The sequence below is a fragment of the Streptomyces sp. NPDC002701 genome (assembly GCF_042889045.1).
GTDB lineage: Bacteria > Actinomycetota > Actinomycetes > Streptomycetales > Streptomycetaceae > Streptomyces.
In genome coordinates, this window is record NZ_JBIAQL010000002.1 from 399,351 (window position 1) to 422,207 (window position 22,857).

Here is a 22,857-nt window from a genome sequence, read left to right on the forward strand (position 1 = left end):
TCCGGATCATGAGTCCCCCTGTAGCCCCACCGGGCTGGAGCCGCTGGCTGGTCCCGCCCGCGGCCCTGTCGGTCCACCTCTCCATCGGACAGGCGTACGCCTGGTCCGTGTTCAAGCCCTCCCTGGAGTCCGCGCTCGACCTCAGCGGCACCCAGAGCGCGCTGCCCTTCCAGCTCGGCATCGTGATGCTCGGCCTGTCCGCCGCGTTCGGCGGCACGCTCGTGGAGCGCAACGGCCCGCGCTGGGCGATGACGGTCGCCCTGATCTGCTTCTCCTCGGGCTTCCTGCTCTCCGCCCTCGGCGCCGCCACCGAGCAGTACTGGCTGATCGTCTTCGGCTACGGCTTCGTCGGCGGCATCGGCCTCGGCATCGGCTACATCTCGCCCGTCTCCACGCTCATCAAGTGGTTCCCGGACCGGCCCGGCATGGCCACCGGCATCGCCATCATGGGCTTCGGCGGCGGCGCGCTGATCGCCTCGCCGTGGTCCGCGCAGATGCTGGAGTCCTTCGGCTCCGACAGCTCGGGCATCGCACTGGCCTTCCTCGTGCACGGCCTGACGTACGCCGTCTTCATGTCGCTCGGTGTGCTCCTCGTGCGCGTACCGCGCCCCGCGAAGACCGGGGCCGACGGCACCCCGGCGCCACTGGAGGGCGTACAGGTCTCCGCGAACAGCGCCGTACGCACCCCGCAGTTCTGGCTCCTGTGGATCGTGCTGTGCATGAACGTGACCGCGGGCATCGGCATCCTGGAGAAGGCCGCGCCGATGATCAGGGACTTCTTCGCGGACAGCTCGACACCCGTCTCGGTGTCGGCCGCGGCCGGTTTCGTCGCGCTGCTCTCGGCGGCCAACATGGCGGGCCGCATCGGCTGGTCCTCCACGTCCGACCTGATCGGGCGCAAGAACATCTACCGCGTCTACCTGGGCGTCGGCGCGCTGATGTACGCGCTCATCGCCTGGGTCGGGGACTCCTCGAAGCCGGTGTTCGTCATCGCCGCGCTGGTGATCCTCTCCTTCTACGGAGGCGGTTTCGCGACCGTCCCCGCCTATCTGAAGGACCTCTTCGGCACCTACCAGGTCGGCGCGATCCACGGACGGCTGCTCACCGCCTGGTCCACGGCCGGAGTCCTCGGCCCGCTGATCGTCAACTGGATCGCGGACCGGCAGGAGGAGGCCGGCAAGTCCGGGGCGTCCCTCTACGGACTGTCACTGATCATCATGATCGGGCTGCTCGCGGTCGGGTTCGTCGCCAACGAACTCGTCCGGCCCGTCGACGCCCGCCACCACGTGACCGACCGGAAGGAGACCGCCGATGTCCACGAGCGACAGCAATCCGCCTGACGACGGCGTACCCGACAACGGCGTGCCCGGCCTCGGGGTACCCGCCGGCGCAGTACCCGCCGGCGGTACGGCGGGCGGCGTCCCGGCGGACGGACCGGCGCCCGACCGCCGCGCACTGATCGCCTTCGCCTGGGTCTGGGTGGGAGCGCCACTGGCCTATGGTCTGTACGAGCTCGTACGGAAAGCGACCCAGTTGTTCACGGGATAGCCGCCCGGTGGCCGCGCGCATGTCCGCAGGGTAGGTGTTCGGACGGCCGGGGGTCTGACGGAAGCCGACAAGGGTGGCACACCATTCCTGTGACTTCACGTGTCCTCGTACCGGTCAGTACCTGCTCAGACTGGTGAGTCCCGCTACCCATGCAATCAGGGGGACCGCCCATGAACGGCTCACGCGTCACCGCCGTCGGCCACTACCAGCCCGCCAGGATCCTCACCAACGAGGACCTGGCGGAGCTGGTCGACACCAGCGACGAGTGGATCACGAGCCGGGTCGGCATCCGTACCCGCCACATCGCCGGCCCCGACGAACCGGTGGACGAGCTGGCCGCGCACGCCGCCGCCAAGGCCCTGGCGGCCGCCGGCCTCGCCCCCGAGGAGATCGACCTCGTGCTGGTGGCCACCTCCACCGCCGTCGACCGGTCGCCGAACATGGCCGCCCGGGTGGCCGCCCGCCTCGGCATGCCGTCGCCGGCCGTCATGGACCTCAACGTCGTCTGCGCGGGCTTCACCCACGCGCTCGCCACCGCCGACCACGCCGTACGCGCCGGCGGCGCGACCCGGGTCCTGGTGATCGGCGCCGACAAGATGTCGGACGTGTGCGACTGGACGGACCGGACGACCTGCGTGCTCGTCGGGGACGGGGCGGGGGCCGCCGTCGTGGAGGCCGCCGAGGAGAGCGCCATCGGGCCGGTGCTCTGGGGCTCGGTGCCCGAGATGGGGAACGCGGTACGCATCGAGGGCACGCCCGCGCGGTTCGCGCAGGAGGGCCAGAGCGTCTACCGGTGGGCGACGACGAAGCTGCCGGCCATCGCCCGTGCCGCCTGCGAGCGGGCCGGGCTCACGCCCGAGGACCTCGCCGCCGTCGTGCTGCACCAGGCGAACCTGCGGATCATCGAGCCCCTCGCCGAGAAGATCGGCGCCGTGAACGCCGTCGTCGCGCGGGACGTCGTCGAATCCGGCAACACCTCCGCCGCCAGCATCCCGATCGCCCTGTCCAAACTCGTCGAACGCGGCGAGATCTCCACCGGCGACCGGGTCCTCCTCTTCGGCTTCGGCGGCAACCTCTCCTACGCGGGACAGGTCATCCACTGCCCGTGACCCGCGGGTGACCTGCGGCTACGCCACGTGTGACGAGGTCAACTCTCCTCCGGCCTGGCCATTGTGCGCCGTAGACTGTAGACGAAAGACAATCGATACTGGCTTTCAGGCTGCAGTGCCGTCCAGCGCATACGCCGCCGCTGCCCAGGAGGGGGACCGCGATGTTGTCGACCGGACTGCCGCAGGGGTCGGTGCCGAAGCTCGAACGGCCGGGTCCGCTCAGGGACCGCGTCTACGAGGCCCTGCTCGAACTGATCACGACACGCGCCCTCCAGCCCGGCCAGCACCTGGTCGAGAGCGAGCTGGCCGGCCACCTCGGGGTCTCCCGGCAACCCGTGCGTGAGGCGCTGCAACGGCTGAACACCGAGGGCTGGGTCGATCTGCGGCCGGCGCAGGGCGCGTTCGTGCACGAGCCGACCGAGGCGGAGGCGGACCAGCTCCTCACCGTGCGCACGCTCCTGGAGGCCGAGGCGGCCAGGCTCGCGGCGGCCAACACGGGCACCTCGGGCATCGCCGCCCTGGAGGAACTGTGCGCCCGGGGCGAGGAGGCGGTCGCCGCCGACGACGTGGACGGCGCGGTCGCCACCAACGCCCGCTTCCACGCCAAGGTCATGGAGCTCGCGGGCAACACGGTCCTGGCCGAACTGGCCGCGCAGGTCGACCGGCGGGTCCGCTGGTACTACACCCCGGTCGCCCGTCAGCGCGGGCAGCAGTCCTGGATCGAGCACCGTGACCTGATCGCCGCGATCTCGGCCCGCGACGAGCAGCGCGCGACCGAGGTCATGCGCGCCCACACGGAGCACACGCGCAGGACCTACCATGCGCGGCCCCGCGACTAGCGCACCGCTGGGTGGTGCTTGATGTGTCCGCGGGTGTGTGGGGGCTGGTCGCGCAGTTCCCCGCGCCCCTGAAGACGGGGCTGCGCCCGCACTCAGAACGCGTCCACGTGCCCCCGCGCCCACTCGAGGAACGTGCGCGGCGGCCGGCCCGTGACCTCCTCGACCGTCGGCAGGACCTGCGACTCGTCCAGGATCCCGTCGCCGAAGAAGCGCAGGAAGGCATGGGCGTACGGAGCCGGGAAGGCCGCCGCCAGCGCCTCGCGGGTCTCCTCGTCCGTGAGCCCGACGGTCCGCAGGTCGCGGCCCAGCACCTCGGCGAGGACGGCGACCCGGTCGGCGGGCAGCAGGGACTGAGGCCCCGTCAGGGTGTAGGCGCGCCCGCCGTGTTCGGGTGACAGCAGCGCCCGTGCCGCCACCCGGGCGATGTCGTACGGGTCGATGTCCGCCGTGCGGACACCGGGGAACGGCACCCGCACCTCGTCGCCCTTGGCCGTCTGGTCCGCGAGCGACAGCGCGTTGGACATGAAGCTCACCGGCCGCAGGAACGTCCAGGACAGCCCGGATGCCCGCACCTCGTCCTCCGACGCCCGCAGATAGCGGGTGACCGCGTTGTCGTCGGTGAGCTTCGCCGACAGGCCCGACAGCATCACCACCCGCTGCACACCCGCGGCCCGCGCGTCGGCGAGAACGGCGTGCTGTCCCTCGTACCCCGGCATGAGGAACAGGGCGCGCACCCCGTCGAGCGCCTCCCGCACCGTGTGCGGGCGGTTCAGGTCGCCCGCCACGGCCTCGACCCCCCGCGGAAGTCCGGTGGGATCGCCCGAGCGGCTCAGCGCCCGGACCGGCTCACCCTCGGCGGCCACCGCGTGCACGACCTCCGCCCCCACGTTTCCCGTGGCACCCGTCACCAGGATCACGAGCTTCCCCTCTCCCGTCCCGGGTCACGGCGGCCCGGGCCCATGGACCATCCTGCTGCCCCGGGCCGCCGCGGGCCACCGTCTCGCCTTCTCGCGCCCTTCTTTGTCCTGTGAGTGGAAAAAGTCGTGGGTAATTCCTGCGCAACTTCTTCCCAGGTTCGGCAGCCGCTGCTACGTTCCCCTCGAAAGACAACGACGGCGGTGCCGATGAGGCGGGGAGGGGCTCGTGAGACGTATGACAGCGCGACCCGGGAACGCCCACCAGGCGCGGCTGCTCAGACTGCTGCGCGACGGCGGCCCCAACTCCCGCGCCCAACTGGGGGACCAGGTCGATCTCTCGCGGTCCAAGCTGGCCGTGGAGGTCGAACGGCTCCTGGAGACGGGCCTCGTCGTGGCCGACGGCCTCGCCGCCTCGCGCGGCGGACGCCGGTCCCACAACATCCGGCTCGCTCCCGCGCTGCGCTTCCTCGGCGTCGACATCGGGGCCACCTCGATAGACGTCGCGGTCACCAACGCGGAGCTGGAGGTGCTGGGGCACATCAACCAGCCCATGGACGTACGCGAGGGCCCGGTCGCGGTCTTCGAGCAAGTCCTGTCCATGGCGGCGAAGCTGAAGGCTTCGGGACTCGCGGAGGGGTTCGACGGCGCCGGCATCGGGGTACCCGGACCGGTTCGCTTCCCCGAAGGTGTCCCGGTCGCCCCGCCGATCATGCCGGGCTGGGACGGGTTCCCGGTGCGCGAGGCGCTGAGCCAGGACCTCGGCTGCCCCGTCATGGTCGACAACGACGTGAACCTGATGGCGATGGGGGAGCAGCACGCGGGCGTGGCCCGCTCCGTGGGCGACTTCCTCTGCGTCAAGATCGGCACCGGTATCGGCTGCGGGATCGTCGTCGGCGGTGAGGTCTACCGCGGTACGACGGGCAGCGCGGGCGACATCGGCCACATCCAGGCCGTGCCGGACGGCCGCCCGTGCGCGTGCGGCAACCGGGGCTGCCTGGAGGCCCACTTCAGCGGTGCCGCCCTGGCCCGCGACGCCACGGACGCCGCCCATCAGGGGCTCTCCCAGGAACTCGCGGCACGACTGGAGGTGGTGGGCGCCCTGAGCGCCGTCGACGTCGCCGCCGCCGCTGCCGCGGGTGACGCCACCGCACTCGACCTGATCCGTGAGGGCGGCACCCGCACGGGCCAGGTCATCGCCGGACTCGTCAGCTTCTTCAACCCGGGCCTGGTGGTGATCGGCGGCGGAGTGACCGGCCTCGGCCACACCCTGCTCGCCGCGATCCGCACCCAGGTCTACCGCCAGTCGCTGCCTCTCGCGACCGGCAACCTGCCCATCGTGCTGGGGGAGTTGGGCCCCACCGCCGGAGTCATCGGCGCGGCCCGGCTCATCAGCGACCACCTGTTCTCACCCGCGTAACACCCGCGTCCGCACACCCACGTCCACACACCTTCACCACTCGACCGGCTCCGCCCTGCCCTACTCCGCCCTGCCCTGCAACCGGCCCGCATGCCGAGGGGAACCGTCATGGCACCAGAACCACCCCTTCTCACGATGTCCGGCATCACCAAGTCGTTCCCCGGTGTCCGGGCCCTCGACGGCGTCGACCTCGACGTCCAGTCCGGTGAAGTGCACTGCCTGCTCGGCCAGAACGGCGCCGGAAAGTCCACTCTCATCAAGGTCCTCGCCGGCGCCCACCAGCCCGACGACGGCACGATCGGCTGGCGCGGCGAGCAGGTCACGCTCCGCTCGCCCATCGCCGCCATGCGCCTCGGCATCGCCACCATCTACCAGGAACTCGACCTGGTGGAGGGCCTGTCGGTGGCCGAGAACGTCTACCTCGGCCACGAACCGACCTCGGCCGGATTCGTCGTACGCGGCAAGGACGCGCGGGCCTCGACGGCCGCACTGCTCAAGCGGCTCGGGCACCCGGAGATCGACCCGGCGCGGCTCGTCGGCGAACTGTCCGCCGCGCACCAGCAGATCGTCTCCATGGCCCGGGCACTCTCCCACCACGTGCGCCTCATCGTCATGGACGAACCGTCAGCGGCCCTCGACCCGGACGAGGTCGACAACCTCTTCCGCATCGTCGGGGACCTCACCGCCGAGGGCGTCGCCGTCGTCTACATCTCGCACCGCCTGGAGGAGATCCGGCGCATCGGCGACCGGGTCACCGTACTCAAGGACGGCCGGGCGGTGGCCGGCGGACTGCCCGCGAAGTCGACACCGACCCGTGAGGTCGTCGCGCTGATGACCGGACGGAACGTCGAGTACGTCTTCCCGCCCCGGCGCACGCACCAGGCGCTGCCCGACCCGGTGCTCGAAGTGCAGGGACTGTCCCGCGACGGTGAGTTCGAGTCGCTCGACCTCACCCTGCGCCCCGGCGAGATCGTCGGCCTCGCGGGACTCGTCGGCTCCGGCCGCTCCGAGATCCTGGAGACCATCTACGGCGCCCGCAAACCGTCCACCGGGCAGGTCCGCGTCGACGGCAAGCAGTTGAGGCCGGGCAGCGTCCGGGCGGCCGTCGCCGCCGGCCTCGGTCTGGCCCCCGAGGAGCGCAAGGCGCAGGCCCTGCTGATGCTGGAGTCCGTCACCCGCAACGTCTCCGTGTCCTCCATGTCCCGCTTCTCGTACGGCGGCTGGCTGGACCGGAACGCCGAACGGGACGCGGCGCGCAAGGCGACACGCGAGCTGTCGCTGCGCCCCGACAACCCCGCCGCCCTCATCCGCACACTCTCCGGCGGCAACCAGCAGAAGGCGGTCCTCGCCCGCTGGCTGCTGCGCGGCTGCCGGGTGCTGCTGCTCGACGAACCCACGCGCGGCGTCGACGTCGGCGCCCGCGCCGAGCTGTACGCCGTCATCCGCCGCCTCGCCGACGACGGCCTGGCCGTGCTCATGGTCTCCAGTGAAGTACCCGAGGTCCTCGGCCTCGCCGACCGCGTCCTGGTGCTCCGAGAAGGCCGGGTCGTCCACACGGCGCCCGCCGAGGAGCTCGACGAACACCGCGTACTCGACCTCGTCATGGAAGGAAGCCCGGCGTCATGACGCAGCCCGTGTCCCCGCCCCGGGACGACATACCGAAGCTGTCACCGCAGGCGGAACCCAGTCCGTGGCGGGTGGTCGTGGCCCGCGCCGACGTCCGCACCCTGTCACTGCTCGGTGTGCTCGCCGCCCTGATCCTCATCGGAGGCATCACCAAGCCCGACGAGTTCCTCGACACCCGCAACCTCCAACTCGTCCTCACCCAGGCATCGGTGATCGGCGTCGTCACGGTCGGGATGACCTTCGTCATCACCTCCGGCGGCATCGACCTGTCCGTCGGCGCGATCGTGGCACTCGCCTCGGTCTGGGCGACCACCCTCGCCACCCAGGAGTACGGCTTCGCGGGCGTCCTGTTCACCGCGGTGCTCGTCGGCGTCGGCTGCGGCCTGGTGAACGGGCTGCTGATCGCGTACGGCGCCATGGTGCCGTTCATCGCGACCCTCGCCATGCTCGCCTCGGCCCGCGGCCTCGCCCTGCAGATCACCGACGGCAACACGCAGGTCGTCACCATCGACGGCATCCTCGACCTCGGCGAGCGGGACTCCTACATCCTCGGCATCCCGCCGCTGGTCCTGATGTTCGCGGTCGTGACGGTCATCGGCTGGCTCGTGCTCAACCGCACCACCTTCGGACGCCGCACGGTGGCCGTCGGCGGCAACGCGGAGGCGACCCGGCTCGCCGGCATCGACGTACGCCGCCAGCGCCTCTACCTCTACCTGCTCTCCGGACTGTGCTGCGGCATCGCCGCCTTCATGCTGATCATCCTGTCCGGCTCGGGCCAGAACACCAACGGCAACCTGTACGAGCTCGACGCCATCGCCGCGGCCATCATCGGCGGCACCCTGCTCAGCGGGGGACGCGGCACCATCATCGGTTCGGTGCTCGGGGTCCTGATCTTCACCACGATCACGAACATCTTCGCCCTGAACAACCTGCAGAGCGACGTCCAGCAGATCGCCAAGGGCGCGATCATCGTCGCCGCGGTGCTCGTCCAGCGCCGCACCGCGAACACCACGTAGAGCCGCACGTGGAGCAGTACGTGAACCAGCGCGGGGAGCCCTCCGCGAAGCACCGCCCCGCACAGCCCTGCACCACCCCGCACAGCAGCGCCCTGCACGACCCGAGGGACACGCCTTGAGGAAAGGGACCACCGCCATGCCAGAGCTCACGAGCCGCAGAGGACTGCTCTTCGGCACCGCCGCCGTCTCGGCCGGTGTCCTCCTCGCCGGTTGCACCAGCAACGAACCCGACGACGAGCCGGCCTCCAACGACCAGCCCGCCGCCGACGACAAGAAGGGCAAGCAGGTCACCATCGGCTTCGCCGGTCCGCAGGCCGACCACGGCTGGCTCAACGCGATCAACGACAACGCCAAGAGCCGCGCCAAGAAGTACGAGGACGTGACGCTGGAGATCACCGAGGGCTCCAATGACACCGCGGCCCAGATCGGCCAGATAGAGACGCTGATCAACAAGAAGGTCGACGTCCTGGTCATCCTGCCCGCCGACGGCAAGGCCCTCACCCAGGTCGGCCTCAAGGCCATGCGGGCCGGCATCCCGGTGGTCAACCTCGACCGCATCTTCAACTCCCCGCAGGCGTACCGCTGCTACATCGGCGGTGACAACTTCGGCATGGGTCTCAACGCCGGTCACTACATCGGCGAGAAGCTCAAGGACAAGAAGAACGCCAAGGTCATCGAGCTGGCCGGACTCGACAACCTGGAACTCACCAAGCAGCGCACGGCCGGCTTCGACGCGGCCCTCAAGAACTACCCGAACATCAAGAAGGTGGCCCGCCAGGCCGCCGAGTTCACCGTCGAGTCGGGACAGGCCAAGATGTCCCAGCTCCTGCAGGCCCAGTCGAAGTTCGACGCGCTGTGGAACCACGACGACGACCAGGGCGTCGGCGCGCTGCGCGCCATCGAGCAGGCCGGCCGGGACGACTTCCTGATGGTCGGCGGAGCGGGCGCGCTGTCCGCCATGCAGGCCATCGAGTCGGACAACGGCGTCCTCAAGGCCACCGTCCTCTACCCGCCCACCATGGCCGCGTCGGCGATCGACCTCGCCCGCGCACTCGGCCAGGGCAAGGGCGTCGGCGGCCTCGCGGAGTTCGAGATCCCCTCGTCCCTGACCCTCTACTCGGCGGTCGTCGACAAGGAGAACGTGAAGACGTACCTGCCCACCGGCTTCAAGTAGGCCGTGCGCCCGTTCGCAACGGGGCGCCCGCCAGGGGCGCCCCGCACCCCCCACCGCGCGCCACGACGAAGAGGAGGACCTCCGCATGGCACAGCCGCAGCAGCCCGACGGGGCACAGGCACAGGCCGGGGCACAGGCCGAGGCGGCGGCCGGAAGGCCCCCGCTGGGCGTCGGCATGGTCGGATACGCGTTCATGGGCGCGGCCCACTCCCAGGGCTGGCGCACCGCGGGCCACGTCTTCGACCTGCCGCGCCGCCCCGTCCTCGCCGCCGTCTGCGGCCGTGACGCGGGAGCCGTACGCGTGGCGGCCGGCCGGCTCGGCTGGGCGGCCGCCGAGACGGACTGGCGGGCCCTGATCGCCCGCGACGACGTCGACCTCGTCGACATCTGCACCCCCGGCGACAGCCACGCCGAGATCGCCGTCGCCGCGCTGGCCGCGGGCAAGCACGTGCTGTGCGAGAAGCCCCTCGCCAACACCGTCGAGGAGGCCGAGGCGATGGCCGAGGCCGCCGAGGCCGCCGCCGCGCGCGGACAGGTGGCGATGGTCGGCTTCAACTACCGCCGGCTGCCCGCGACCTCACTCGCCCGGCGGATGGTCGCCGAGGGCCGCCTGGGCGCCCTGCGGCACGTACGGGTGACGTACCTCCAGGACTGGCTGGTCGACCGGGAGTTCCCGCTGACCTGGCGGCTGCGCAAGGAGTCGGCCGGCTCGGGCGCCCTCGGCGACCTGGGCGCCCACATCGTCGACCTCGCGCAGTACCTCGTCGGCGAACCGGTCACCGGGGTGTCCGCCCTCACCGAGACCTTCGTACGGGAGCGGCCGCTGCTCTCCGGAGCGTCCAGCGGCCTCTCGGCGGCCGGCGGCGGCGAGAGCGGGCCCGTCACCGTCGACGACGCCGCCCTGTTCACCGGACGGTTCGCCTCGGGAGCCCTCGCCTCCTTCGAGGCCACCCGGTTCGCGACCGGCCGCAAGAACTCCCTGCGCATCGAACTCAACGGCGAGAAGGGCTCGTTGGCCTTCGACCTGGAACGCCTCAACGAACTCCACTACCACGACGGCACCGAACCCGGCACACACGCCGGCTTCCGCCGCATCCTCGTCACCGAGCCCGACCACCCCTACCTGGACGCCTGGTGGCCGCCGGGCCACGGCCTGGGCTACGAGCACACCTTCGTGCACCAGGCCCGCGACCTGGTCCACGCGATCGCCGAGGGCGGGCAGCCGCTGCCCTCCTTCGCCGACGGGCTGCAGGTGCAGCGCGTGCTCGCCGCGGTCGAGGAGAGCGCCGAGAAGAACTCCGTCTTCACCCCCATAGCGAGCTGAGGAGGGCCCGTCCCATGCCGCGCACCTTCACGCTGTTCACCGGCCAGTGGGCCGACCTGCCCCTGGAAGAGGTCTGCCGCCTCGCCCGCGACTTCGGCTACGACGGCCTCGAACTCGCCTGCTGGGGTGACCACTTCGAGGTCGACAAGGCACTCGCGGACCCCACGTACCTGGACTCCAGGCGGGAACTCCTCGACAAGTACGGCCTCAAGTGCTGGGCGATCTCCAACCACCTGGTCGGGCAGGCCGTCTGCGACGCCATCATCGACGAACGCCACCGGGCGATCCTCCCGGCCCGTATCTGGGGCGACGGCGAGGCGGAAGGCGTACGGCAGCGGGCGGCGGCCGAGATCGCCGACACCGCGCGGGCCGCCGCCGCCTTCGGCGTCGACACCGTCATCGGCTTCACCGGCTCCGCGATCTGGCACCTGGTCGCGATGTTCCCGCCCGCCCCCGAGTCGATGATCGAGCGCGGCTACGAGGACTTCGCGACCCGTTGGAACCCCATCCTCGACGTCTTCGACGCCGAGGGCGTGCGGTTCGCCCACGAGGTCCACCCCAGCGAGATCGCGTACGACTACTGGACGACCCAGCGCGCGCTGGAGGCCGTCGGTCACCGGCCGGCCTTCGGGCTGAACTTCGACCCGTCGCACTTCGTGTGGCAGGACCTCGACCCGGTCGGCTTCCTGTGGGACTTCCGCGACCGCATCTACCACGTCGACTGCAAGGAGGCGCGCAAGCGCCTCGACGGCCGCAACGGCCGCCTCGGCTCGCACCTCCCGTGGGGCGACCCGCGCCGCGGCTGGGACTTCGTGTCCGCGGGCCACGGCGACGTCCCGTGGGAGGACGTCTTCCGCATGCTGCGCTCCATCGACTACAAGGGACCGATCTCGGTCGAGTGGGAGGACGCGGGCATGGACCGCCTCCAGGGCGCACCGGAGGCACTCACCCGCCTGAAGACCTTCGACTTCGACGCGCCGACCGCCTCATTCGACGCGGCCTTCGGCGGCAACGACTAGCCACCCCCCTCGCAGAGTTCCTCCCGGGGTGACGGCGCACCCCGGCGTATCGCACCCGCATGAACCACCAGCCCCATCCTGGAGGCACCCGTGCACGCGAACGACCCCACCAGCACATCCAGAACCGAGAGCACCGCAGCCGACAGCACCAGAGCCGGCACCACCACGACCGACCGTCACAGAGACCGCCCGAAGATACGGTTCCGCAAGGCGCTCGCCCTGCTCACCGGAGCACTCCTCGCCGGTGCCTCGCTCACCCTCGCCACACCCCCGGCGGGCGCGGCCGTCGCCGACCCGGGCGCCGCCCCCGCCGCGCCGGCCGCCGCCGAGGACTTCCAGCAGGTCACCCTCGCCAAGGGGGAACCGGAGGTCGGCGAACCCATGTCCCTGGCCGTCCTCCCGGACCGCTCGGTGCTGCACACCTCGCGCGACGGCGAACTGCGGATCACCGACAGCGCCGGCAACACCCGGCTGGCGGGCAAGCTCGACGTCTACTCGCACGACGAGGAAGGTCTGCAGGGCGTCGGCATCGACCCCGGCTTCGCCGACAACCGCTTCATCTACCTCTACTACGCGCCGCCGCTCGACACCCCGGCCGGCGACGCCCCCGAGACGGGCACCGCGGCCGACTTCGCGCCCTTCGACGGCGTCAACCGCCTCTCCCGGTTCGTCCTGAAGGCCGACGGCACCCTCGACAACGCCAGCGAGAAGAAGATCCTCGACGTCCCGGCCACCCGCGGCATCTGCTGCCACGTCGGCGGCGACATCGACTTCGACGCGGCCGGCAACCTCTACCTGTCGACCGGTGACGACTCCAACCCGTTCCAGTCCGACGGCTACACGCCCATCGACGAGCGCCCCGACCGCAACCCCGTCTTCGACGCCCAGCGCACCTCGGGCAACACCAACGACCTGCGCGGCAAGATCCTGCGCGTCAAGGTGAACGCCGACGCCTCGTACTCGATCCCCGACGGCAACCTCTTCGCGCCGGGCACCGACAAGACGCGCCCCGAGATCTACGCGATGGGCTTCCGCAACCCGTTCCGCTTCAGCGTCGACAAGAAGACCGGCATCCTCTACGTCGGCGACTACGGCCCGGACGCCGGCGCCGCCGACCCCGCGCGCGGCCCCGCCGGACAGGTCGAGTTCGCCCGGGTGACCGGGCCCGGCAACTTCGGCTGGCCGTACTGCACCGGCGACAACGACGCCTACGTGGACTACGACTTCGCGACGGAGACCTCGGGCGCCGCCTTCGACTGCGCCGCACCGAAGAACACCTCGCCGAACAACACCGGTCTCACCGACCTGCCCCCGGCCCAGGCCGCCTGGATCCCCTACGACGGCGCGTCCGTGCCCGAGTTCGGCAGCGGCTCCGAGTCCCCGATGGGCGGCCCGGTCTACGACTACGACGCCTCGCTCGACTCCCCGGTCAAGTTCCCGGAAGCCTACGACGGGGACTTCTTCGCCGGTGAGTTCGGCCGCCAGTGGATCAAGCGGATCTCGTCGGACGACAGCGGCACCGTGCAGTCCATCGCCGACGTGCCGTGGACCGGCACCCAGATCATGGACATGGCCTTCGGCCCCGACGGCGCGCTCTACGTCCTCGACTACGGCCTGGCCTGGTTCGGCGGCGACGAGAACTCCGCCCTGTACCGCATCGAGAACGCCACCGACGGCCACTCGCCCGTGGCACAGGCCGCCGCCGACAGGACGTCCGGACAGGCACCGCTGAGGGTCAGGTTCTCCTCCGCGGGCTCCACGGACGCCGACGGCGACACCCTCACGTACAGCTGGGACTTCGGTGACGGCTCCACGTCCACCTCGGCCAACCCGACGCACCGGTACCGGACGAACGGCACCTACACCGCGACCCTGACGGCCAAGGACCCCGACGGCCGCACCGGCAGCAGCAGCGTGCAGATCGTCGTCGGCAACACCGCACCCAAGGTGACGCTCGAACTGCCCCAGGACGGGCAGCTGTTCGCCTTCGGTGACGCGGTGCCCTTCAAGGTGAGGGTGACCGACCCGGAGGACCGCACCATCGACTGCGCCAAGGTGAAGGTCACCTTCGTCCTCGGCCACGACAGCCACGGCCACCCGGTGACCTCGGCGAACGGCTGCTCGGGCACCATCCAGACCAGCGCCGACGGCGGCCACGACGAGGACGCCAACATCTTCGGAGTCTTCGACGCGGAGTACACCGACGGCGGAGGCGGCGGCCAGCAGGCCCTCACCACGCACGACCAGTCCGTCGTCCAGCCCAAGCACCGGCAGGCCGAGCACTTCGGCACCTCCGAGGGCGTGACCGTCACGGAGCGGGCCGGCGCGCACGGCGCGAAGACCGTCGGCGACATCGGCAACAGGGACTGGATCTCCTTCGAGCCGTACGTCCTGAGCAACGCCACGAAGCTCACCGCACGGGTGTCCTCCGCGGGCACGGGCGGCAAGCTGGAGGTCCGTGCCGGCTCGCCCACCGGCCGTCTGCTGGGCAGCGCGACCGTCCCGGTGACCGGCGGCTGGGAGACCTTCCAGGACGTCAGCGCCTCCCTGTCCAAGGCACCGCGCGGCACGACCACGCTCTACCTCGTCTTCAAGGGCAGCGGCACCGGTGCCCTCTACGAGGTGGACGACTTCACCTTCACGACCCGCTGAGGGAGGCCCGCCATGCGAGCAACAGGACGTACCGTCACCGCGGTCGTCGGCGCCGCCCTGCTCATCGGGTGCGTGTCGGGACCGGCCGCGTCGAAGCAGTCGCAGGGACCGACCGGGGGACCGACGGGGTCGAAGGGGTCCTCACAGGGCGAGCGGGTCCTGGTGTTCTCCAAGACCGCCGGGTTCCGGCACCACTCCATCCCCGAGGGCGTCGCCGCGGTGAAGGCCCTCGGAGTGGAACACGGGTTCGCGGTGGACGCCACCGAGGACGCGCGCGCCTTCTCCGCACGCTCCCTCGCGCGGTACGACGCCGTGGTGTTCCTCTCCACCACCGGGGACGTCCTGGACAAGGGACAGCAGAAGGCGTTCGAGCGGTACATCGGCCGGGGCGGCGGTTACGTGGGCATCCACGCGGCCGCCGACACCGAGTACGACTGGGAGTTCTACGGCGGCCTGGCCGGCGCCTACTTCCGGTCGCACCCGGCGATCCAGCCCGCCCGCGTCGAGGTCGAGGACCGGTCCCACCCGGCCACCTCGCACCTCGGGGAGTCCTGGAACCGCACGGACGAGTGGTACGACTACCGCTCCAACCCGCGCGAGAGGGCCCATGTCCTGGCCTCGCTCGACGAGTCGTCGTACACCGGCGGCACGATGGGCGGCGACCACCCGATCGCCTGGTGCCAGGAGTACCGCGGCGGCCGCTCCTTCTACACCGGCGGCGGCCACACCAAGGAGTCGTACGCCGATCCCGCCTTCCGGCAGCACCTGCTGGGCGGCATCCGCTGGGCCGTCGGCGCCGCACAGGCCGACTGCCGGCCGGAGAAGGGGTACACCCCCCTCTTCGACGGGACCGCGGAGTCCCTGGCGGACTGGAGGCAGGCGGGGCCGGGCTCGTTCTCGCTCGCGGACGACGGGACCCTCACGTCGTCCGGCGGCCTGGGCATGCTCTGGTACGGCGCCGCGGAGTTCGGCTCGTACTCGCTGAAGCTCGACTGGAAGATGGCGAGCGCCTCCGGTGACGACAACTCCGGTGTGTTCGTGGGCTTCCCGGCCTCCGACGACCCGTGGTCCGCGGTGGACAACGGGTACGAGATCCAGATCGACGCGTCCGACGCCCCCGACCGCACCACCGGGGCCGTGTACAGCTTCCAGTCCGCCGACGTGGACAAGCGCGACCGTGCGCTGAACCCGCCGGGGGAGTGGAACACGTACGAGATCCGCGTGGAGGGCGAACGCCTCCGCGTCTGGCTCAACGGCGTGAAGATCAACGACTACACCAACACCGATCCGGCGCGCAGCCTGCGGGACGGTCATATCGGCATCCAGAACCACGGTGCCGAGGACCGGGTCTCCTTCCGCGACGTCCGGATCAAGCACCTGCCGGCGCGAGCCGCCGCCGCGCAGGGCGACTGAGCGACGGCGGGCGGGGGACGCCGGACCCCCGCCCGCCGTCTTGTCCCCGCCACCCCTCCGGCACCGTCCGTACCGCTTCTTTGCCTGCTGTGCCGGATCCACCGCAGTTCCCGGACCGCGTACGACCGCGCCTCCGGTCCGCGTGCGAGTTCACGCATGAGTTCGCGTATGAGAGGGAGGCTGCCCATGTCCGCCGAACCGTCTGTTTCCCCTTCTCGGGTCGGAGTGTGGCTGATCGGAGCGAGGGGCTCCGTCGCCACGACCGCCGTCGCGGGCTGCGCGGCCGTCACGGCCGGGCTCCATCCGCCGACCGGCATGGTGACCGAGACCGGCGTCTTCCAGGACGCCGGCCTGCCCCCGCTGTCCTCCCTCGTCTTCGGCGGCCACGACGTGGTCGACTGCCCGCTGCCCAAACGGGCCGAGTCCCTCGCCGCCGGCGGTGTCCTGCCCCCCGACCTGCCCTCCGCCGTGACCGCCGAACTGGAGGCCGCCGACCGCGAGATCAGGATCGGCGGCCCCCTGCGCGGCGACACCCGCAGCGAGGACGAACTGGTCGAGGACCTCGCCCGCGACATCCGCGACTTCGTCCGCCGGGGCGCCCTCACCCGGGCCGTCGTGGTGAACGTGGCGTCCACGGAACCCGTCCCCGAGGGCGACGCGCTTCCCGCCAGCTCCCTGTACGCGGCCGCCGCGCTGCGGGCGGGCTGCCCGTACGTCAACTTCACCCCCTCCGCGGGCCTGCACCACCCGCGGCTCGCGCCGGCAGCCGCCGCGTCCGGGCTGCCGTACGCCGGCCGCGACGGCAAGACCGGCCAGACGCTGCTGCGGTCCGTCCTCGGCCCGATGTTCGCGCAACGCGCCCTGGCGGTCCGCGCCTGGTCCGGTACGAACCTGCTGGGCGGCGGTGACGGCGCGGCCCTCGCCGATCCGGCCGCCGCGGCGGCGAAGAACGCCGGCAAGGAACGCGTCCTCGCCGACACCCTCGGCACGGTTCCCGAGGGCGAGACCCACATCGACGACGTCCCGTCCCTCGGCGACTGGAAGACCGCCTGGGACCACATCGCCTTCGACGGTTTCCTCGGCACCCGCATGGTCCTCCAGACGACCTGGCAGGGCTGCGACTCCTCCCTCGCCGCCCCCCTGATCCTGGACCTGGCCCGCCTGGTGGCCCGGGCCCACGAGGCCGGCCTCGCGGGCCCGCTGTCCGAACTCGGCTTCTACTTCAAGGACCCGGTGGGCGCGGGGCCCGCCGCCCTGGGCGAGCAGTACGCGGCCCTGGTGGACCTCGCCGGCCGCCTGGGGACCACGGAGCAGCCGCCGGGGCCGGGGGATCCGCAGGCTGCCTCCGGTGACGGTGACGCGGACCGCCTCGCCGGGGGACCCCGATGACCGGCGTCCCGCGCGGGCTCGGCGGCCTGAGCGCGCTGACCGTCCTGAGCGGCCTGATACGACCCGAGCGGCGCGCGGTGTCCGGCCGACGCGAGACGTCCGGCCGACGGGGGAGGCCCGGCCGGCAGGAAGGGTCCGGGGAGGGCGTGACGCCCGCCGGGTGGCGCGAGCGCATCGGCCGGCGGGCGGGTTCGGGAACGACCGCCCGCTCCGCCGCGCCGACCCACCGGGCGGTCGAGGAGCCCACGTCGCGATCGAGGCCGGGGCCCGGCCCGGCGGGGCCGGCCGGGACGGCCGGCTCGGGACTGCGCGCCTGGGCCGAACTCCTGCGCCTGCCCGCGCTGTTCACCGTCCCCGGTGACGCACTCGCCGGCGTCGCCGCCGCCGGGGCCCGCCCCACCCCCCGCACCCTGCTGGCCATCGGTTCCTCCCTCTGCCTGTACGAGGCCGGTATGGCCCTCAACGACTGGGCCGACCGTGCCGAGGACGCCGTGGACCGCCCGCACCGGCCCCTGCCCTCCGGCCGCGTGCGACCGGCCGCCGCCCTGGCCGCGGCCGGCGGCCTGACGATGGCGGGTCTGGCCCTGGCATCCCGCGCGGGCCGCCGGCCGCTCGCGGTCGCCGGCGCCCTGGCGGCCACGGTCTGGTCGTACGACCTGGTCCTCAAACGCACGCCCGCCGGCCCCCTGGCGATGGCCGCGGCCCGAGGACTGGACCTCCTCCTCGGCGGGGTGACCGCAGGCGGCGACACCCGCAAGGTCGCGCCGTCCGCCCTGACCCTGGCCACCCACACCCTCGCCGTCACCACGGTCTCCCGCCAGGAGACCCGGGGCGGCTCCCCCTGGGCCCCCCTGACGGCCCTCGCCACGACCACGGCCCTGACCTGGACCCTGACGCGGAACGCCAGGACGAGCGACGGCTCCCGACCGGGGCGCGCGCAACCCCGCCGCGCCCGGAAGGCGGCCCTCGAGGAACCGCTCTCCGCGGCCCCAGCCCTCGGACAGGCCCCAGCCCTCGGACAGGCCCCAGCCCTCGGACAGGCCGCCGCAAGCGGCACGACCGCCTCAAGCAGACCGGCCGCCTCAAGAAGCCCCGCCTTCGGCGAACTCCCCTTCCAGGGTGCCCCTCCCAGGGGATTCACCCTGGACATCGCCACCTTGACCGGAGCGCTCACCGCCCTCTACGCCGCCACCTCCGCCCGCCCACTCCTCCACGCCGTCCTCAACCCGTCGCCCCCGCTCACCCAGAGAGCCGTCGGCGGCGGCATCCGGGCCATGATCCCGCTTCAGGCGGCGCTCGCCGCCCGCTCGGGGGCCCCGGTCACGGCCCTGCTGACGGCCGCCCTCGCCCCGGCGGCCCGCAGGTTCAGCCGAAAGGTGAGCGTGACATGAGCCCACAGCCGCGCCCCCACCCCGACGCCCGGCCGGCCCCGCACCCCCTCCGTTTCTCCTACGGCACCAACGGCCTGACCGACCTGCGCCTGGACGACGCCCTCTCCCTGCTGGCCGACCTCGGCTACGACGGCGTGGGACTGACCCTCGACCACATGCACCTCGACCCGTTCGCCCCCGACCTGGCGGCCCGCACCGACCGGCTCGCCCGCCGGCTGGACGCACTCGGTCTGGGCGTCACCCTCGAGACCGGCGCCCGCTACGTACTGGACCCGAGGCGCAAACACGGTCCGTCCCTGCTCGACCCGGACCCGGACCAACGTGCCCGGCGCGTCGACCTCCTCCTCCGCGCCGTCCGCATCGCGGAGGAACTCGGCGCCCACGCGGTGCACTGCTTCAGCGGCATCCTTCCGGTCGAGCCGTCCGGCGCCTTCGCCGCACCGGGGAGCGCCGTCACGGACGGCCCGGCCGAGGATCACGCCGACGACGTGGACGGCACGGCGGCCGAGGACGCCGCCTGGAAGCGCCTCGCCGAAGCCCTCACCCCCGTCCTCGACGCCGCCACCGCCGCCGGCATCCCCCTCGCCGTCGAACCCGAACCCGGTCACCTCCTCGCCACACTCGCCGACTTCCACCGCCTGCGCACCGCACTCGGCAGCCCGGACGCCCTCGGGCTCACCCTCGACATCGGCCACTGCCAGTGCCTCGAACCGCGGTCACCCGCCGACTGCGTGCGCGAGGCCGCCCCCTGGCTGCGGCACGTCCAGATCGAGGACATGCGCCGCGGTGTCCACGAACACCTCCCCTTCGGCGACGGGGAGATCGACTTCCCACCCGTACTCGAAGCCCTTGCCGGCACGGGCTACCGGGGACTGGTCTCCGTCGAACTGCCCCGCCACTCCCACGCCGGCCCACAACTCGCCCAGCAGTCCCTCCCCTTCCTCCAGCACGCGGCCTCGTCCTCCGTCCCCCCGCCCCCGGACACCGCCCGGCCGACCGTCCCCGGTGAGGGCCCCACCGCCTCCGAAGGGAGAACCCCGTGAACGACCTCCACGACGCCCCCGGCGCCGCCCGCACCTCCCCGACGGAGTCCCCGTCCGTGCTCACCGTCCTGCGCTCCCGGCTGAACTCCTCCCTGGGCGGCGCGGCCAGGGCCTGGCTGGACCAGGCCCTCGACGAGGCGGCCGCCCACCCCGGCACCAACGGCCCCGTCTCCGTGTGGGAACTGCGGCTCGCCGAGGCGGGCCGACGCTGCGGACCCGAACACGCCGAGGCGGTCCGTGTCCTCCTCCTGCACGCGGCCCGGGCCGACGCCCCGACCCTCGCCCGCGTCTACCGCCAGGGCACCGCCGACGAGCGCCGCGCCGTCCTGGAGGCCCTGCCCCACCTCGTGGACGGCCCCGAGGCCCTGCCGATCGTCGAGGACGCCCTGCGCACCAACGACACCCGGCTGGTGACCGCCGCCGTCGGTCCGTACGCCGCCCGGCACCTGGATGCCCACAACTGGCGGCACGCCGTCCTGAAGTGCCTGTTCACCGGTGTCCCCGTGGACGCCGTGGCCGACCTTCCCCGCCGTGCCCGCGCCGACGCCGAACTGGCCCGCATGCTCGGCGCCTACGCCGACGAGCGCCGCGCCGCCGACCGCCCCGTCCCCGACGACCTGCACCGCGTCCTGGCCCTCACCGGGCACCCGGCCACCCCCACCGGAACCGACGTGCCGGCCGAGCCGACCGCCCCCGGCGGTACGGACGGCACGTGCGGCCCCGACGGCAAGGAGTCCTGATGCGCATCTTCGACCCCCACATCCACATGACGTCACGGACCACCGACGACTACGAGGCCATGTACACCTCCGGTGTCCGCGCCGTCGTCGAACCCGCCTTCTGGCTCGGCCAGCCCCGCACCTCACCCGCCTCCTTCTTCGACTACTTCGACGCCCTCCTCGGCTGGGAACCCTTCCGGGCGGCGCAGTACGGCATCGCCCACCACTGCACCATCGCCCTGAACCCCAAGGAGGCCAACGACCCCCGCTGTGTCCCCGTCCTCGACGAACTGCCCCGGTATCTCGTGAAGGACCACGTGGTGGCGGTCGGCGAGATCGGCTACGACTCGATGACGCCCGCCGAGGACACCGCCCTCGCCGTACAGCTCCAGCTCGCCGCCGAGTACGCGCTGCCCGCCCTCGTCCACACGCCGCACCGCGACAAGCTGGCGGGCCTGCGCCGCACCCTCGACGTGGTCCGGGAGTCCGCACTGCCCCCGGACCACGTCCTGATCGACCACCTCAACGAGACCACGGTCAAGGAGGCCAAGGACGGCGGCTGCTGGCTCGGCTTCTCGGTCTATCCGGACACCAAGATGGACGAGGAACGGATGGTCGCGGTCCTGCGGGAGTACGGACCGGAGAAGGTGCTGGTCAACTCCGCGGCCGACTGGGGCAAAAGCGATCCCCTGAAGACCCGCAAGGTCGCCGACGCCATGCTGGAGGCCGGCTTCACCGAGGACGACGTCGACCGGGTGCTGTGGCGCAACCCCGTCGCCTTCTACGGCCTCAGCGGCCGCCTCGACCTCGACGTCGCGGGCACCGACGCCACCCACGAGGGCAACTCCATCCTCCGCGGCGTCCCCAAGACCGCCCCGCCCGCCGAGTCCGCACCCGCCCAGACTCCGCCCGCCGAGACCGAGGCCGGCCCGCGGTCCGGCGTCCGGACCGGCCACCGGTCCCTCCCGGCGACCACGGAGGCGTGAGCGATGCGCTTCCGGCACCCCGACGGCTCCACCGTCCACCTCGCCTACTGCACCAACGTCCACCCCGCCGAGACCCTCGACGGCGTCCTCGCCCAGCTCCGCGACCACTGTGAACCCGTACGCAGGCGACTCGGCCGCGACCGGCTCGGCATCGGCCTGTGGCTCGCCAAGGACGCCGCCCACGCCCTCGTCACCGACCCGTCCGCCCTGCGCGGCCTCCGCTCGGAACTCGACCACCGCGGCCTCGAAGTCGTCACCCTCAACGGCTTCCCGTACGAAGGATTCGGGTCCGAGGAGGTCAAGCACCGCGTCTACAAGCCGGACTGGGCCGACCCCGAGCGCCTCGACCACACGACCGCCCTCGCCCGCCTCCTCGCCGGTCTGCTCCCCGACGACGTCACCGAGGGCACCATCTCCACGCTCCCGCTCGCCTGGCGCACCGTGTACGACGACGACCGCGCCGCCAAGGCGCACACGGCTCTGCGCACACTCGCCGAACGCCTCGACGTGCTGGAGGAACTGACCGGACGCTCCATCCGCGTCGGCCTCGAACCCGAACCGGGCTGCACCGTCGAGACCACGGCCGACGCCATCGCCCCGCTCGACGCCATCGGACGCGACCGCATCGGCATCTGCGTCGACACCTGCCACCTCGCCACCTCCTTCGAAGATCCGCACACCGCCCTGGACCGGCTGGCCGCCGCAGGCATTCCCGTCGTCAAGTCCCAGCTGTCGGCCGCCCTGCACGCCGAACACCCCCACCTGCCCGAAGTCCGCGAGGCACTCGCCGCCTTCGACGAACCCCGCTTCCTGCACCAGACCCGCACCCTCACCGCCGCCGGACTCCGCGGCACGGACGACCTCGGCGAGGCCATCAAGGAGGACGCCCTGCCCGACGCCTCCCCGTGGCGCGCCCACTTCCACGTGCCGCTGCACGCGGACCCCGCCGCACCCCTCACCTCCACCCTGCCCGTCCTCAAGGACACCCTCGCCCGGCTGGTCGGCGGCCCGCGCCCGCTGACCCGCCACCTGGAGGTCGAGACGTACACCTGGCAGGCACTCCCGCCGGAGCTGCGCCCCCGGGGCCGGGCCCAGCTCGCCGACGGCATCGCCGCCGAACTCACCCTCGCCCGGGACCTGTTGACGGACCTGGGCCTGAAGGAGCTGCCGTGAACACCCCCGAGCCCCCTGCCGGCACGCCGGCCCGCACCCCGTCCGGAACACCGGCCGAGACCCCGTCCGGCCCCGCCGCAGGCAGCCCCGCGTCCCCCACCC

The 22,857-nt window shown here is 72.3% G+C and carries 19 protein-coding genes; 18 read left to right on the forward strand and 1 reads right to left on the reverse strand.

Annotated features, from left to right (window positions below):
• Nucleotides 1-8: 8 nt before the first annotated feature.
• From ACFYXC_RS06135 to ACFYXC_RS06150, 4 genes are all read left to right on the forward strand, one after another.
• Nucleotides 9-1,340, forward strand: coding sequence for an OFA family MFS transporter (locus tag ACFYXC_RS06135; protein WP_388916978.1), 1,332 nt, complete (start codon nt 9-11; stop codon nt 1,338-1,340).
• Nucleotides 1,312-1,548 carry a hypothetical protein gene (locus tag ACFYXC_RS06140; protein ID WP_389548479.1) on the forward strand — a complete coding sequence of 79 codons (237 nt, stop codon included), beginning with the start codon at nt 1,312-1,314 and terminating at the stop codon, nt 1,546-1,548. The genes ACFYXC_RS06135 and ACFYXC_RS06140 overlap by 29 nt, the downstream gene beginning before the upstream one ends.
• Nucleotides 1,549-1,718: 170 nt before the next feature.
• Nucleotides 1,719-2,657, forward strand: a complete 939-nt coding sequence (locus tag ACFYXC_RS06145) for a beta-ketoacyl-ACP synthase III (RefSeq protein ID WP_388916975.1) — start codon at nt 1,719-1,721, stop codon at nt 2,655-2,657.
• 161 nt (nt 2,658-2,818) lie between these two features.
• Nucleotides 2,819-3,496, forward strand: a complete 678-nt coding sequence (locus ACFYXC_RS06150) for a GntR family transcriptional regulator (protein ID WP_388916972.1) — start codon at nt 2,819-2,821, stop codon at nt 3,494-3,496.
• A 92-nt stretch (nt 3,497-3,588) separates the two neighbouring features.
• On the opposite strand, the gene ACFYXC_RS06155 is transcribed toward ACFYXC_RS06150, so the two are convergent.
• The gene (locus ACFYXC_RS06155) at nt 3,589-4,413 is read right to left on the reverse strand and encodes an NAD(P)H-binding protein (protein WP_389547513.1); all 825 of its coding nucleotides are present in this window, start codon (nt 4,411-4,413) and stop codon (nt 3,589-3,591) included.
• Nucleotides 4,414-4,648: 235 nt separating this feature from the next.
• Between ACFYXC_RS06155 and ACFYXC_RS06160 the strand changes: the two genes are divergently transcribed.
• From ACFYXC_RS06160 to eboE, 14 genes are all read left to right on the forward strand, one after another.
• A complete protein-coding gene (locus ACFYXC_RS06160) occupies nt 4,649-5,830 on the forward strand; it encodes an ROK family protein (RefSeq protein WP_388917412.1) in 1,182 nt (393 codons plus the stop codon).
• Between the two features lie 108 nt (nt 5,831-5,938).
• Nucleotides 5,939-7,456: a sugar ABC transporter ATP-binding protein gene (locus ACFYXC_RS06165; RefSeq protein WP_388916966.1), complete on the forward strand. Its 1,518-nt coding sequence runs from the start codon at nt 5,939-5,941 to the stop codon at nt 7,454-7,456.
• Nucleotides 7,453-8,472, forward strand: a complete 1,020-nt coding sequence (locus ACFYXC_RS06170) for an ABC transporter permease (RefSeq protein ID WP_388916963.1) — start codon at nt 7,453-7,455, stop codon at nt 8,470-8,472. Before ACFYXC_RS06165 ends, ACFYXC_RS06170 begins: the two co-directional genes overlap by 4 nt.
• A 136-nt stretch (nt 8,473-8,608) precedes the next feature.
• Nucleotides 8,609-9,646, forward strand: a complete 1,038-nt coding sequence (locus ACFYXC_RS06175) for a substrate-binding domain-containing protein (protein WP_388916960.1) — start codon at nt 8,609-8,611, stop codon at nt 9,644-9,646.
• An 85-nt stretch (nt 9,647-9,731) separates the two neighbouring features.
• A complete protein-coding gene (locus tag ACFYXC_RS06180; protein ID WP_389547518.1) occupies nt 9,732-10,970 on the forward strand; it encodes a Gfo/Idh/MocA family protein in 1,239 nt (412 codons plus the stop codon).
• 14 nt (nt 10,971-10,984) lie between these two features.
• Nucleotides 10,985-11,989: a sugar phosphate isomerase/epimerase family protein gene (locus ACFYXC_RS06185; protein WP_389547522.1), complete on the forward strand. Its 1,005-nt coding sequence runs from the start codon at nt 10,985-10,987 to the stop codon at nt 11,987-11,989.
• 90 nt (nt 11,990-12,079) lie between these two features.
• Complete coding sequence (locus tag ACFYXC_RS06190; protein ID WP_388916951.1) at nt 12,080-14,641, forward strand: PQQ-dependent sugar dehydrogenase; 2,562 nt, start codon at nt 12,080-12,082, stop codon at nt 14,639-14,641.
• Nucleotides 14,642-14,653: 12 nt separating this feature from the next.
• Complete coding sequence (locus tag ACFYXC_RS06195; protein WP_389547526.1) at nt 14,654-16,054, forward strand: ThuA domain-containing protein; 1,401 nt, start codon at nt 14,654-14,656, stop codon at nt 16,052-16,054.
• A 186-nt stretch (nt 16,055-16,240) separates the two neighbouring features.
• Nucleotides 16,241-17,443, forward strand: a complete 1,203-nt coding sequence (locus tag ACFYXC_RS06200) for an inositol-3-phosphate synthase (RefSeq protein WP_389547529.1) — start codon at nt 16,241-16,243, stop codon at nt 17,441-17,443.
• On the forward strand, nt 17,440-18,834 hold the full coding sequence (locus ACFYXC_RS06205) for an SCO3242 family prenyltransferase (protein ID WP_389547532.1): 1,395 nt from the start codon (nt 17,440-17,442) through the stop codon (nt 18,832-18,834). The genes ACFYXC_RS06200 and ACFYXC_RS06205 overlap by 4 nt, the downstream gene beginning before the upstream one ends.
• Nucleotides 18,831-19,877 carry a sugar phosphate isomerase/epimerase family protein gene (locus ACFYXC_RS06210; protein ID WP_389547535.1) on the forward strand — a complete coding sequence of 349 codons (1,047 nt, stop codon included), beginning with the start codon at nt 18,831-18,833 and terminating at the stop codon, nt 19,875-19,877. Before ACFYXC_RS06205 ends, ACFYXC_RS06210 begins: the two co-directional genes overlap by 4 nt.
• A complete protein-coding gene (locus tag ACFYXC_RS06215) occupies nt 19,874-20,617 on the forward strand; it encodes an EboA domain-containing protein (protein WP_389547539.1) in 744 nt (247 codons plus the stop codon). Before ACFYXC_RS06210 ends, ACFYXC_RS06215 begins: the two co-directional genes overlap by 4 nt.
• Complete coding sequence (locus ACFYXC_RS06220; protein ID WP_389547542.1) at nt 20,617-21,582, forward strand: TatD family hydrolase; 966 nt, start codon at nt 20,617-20,619, stop codon at nt 21,580-21,582. The genes ACFYXC_RS06215 and ACFYXC_RS06220 overlap by 1 nt, the downstream gene beginning before the upstream one ends.
• Nucleotides 21,583-21,585: 3 nt before the next feature.
• Nucleotides 21,586-22,755 carry a metabolite traffic protein EboE gene (eboE, locus tag ACFYXC_RS06225; protein WP_388916928.1) on the forward strand — a complete coding sequence of 390 codons (1,170 nt, stop codon included), beginning with the start codon at nt 21,586-21,588 and terminating at the stop codon, nt 22,753-22,755.
• The last annotated feature ends 102 nt before the right edge of the window (nt 22,756-22,857 follow it).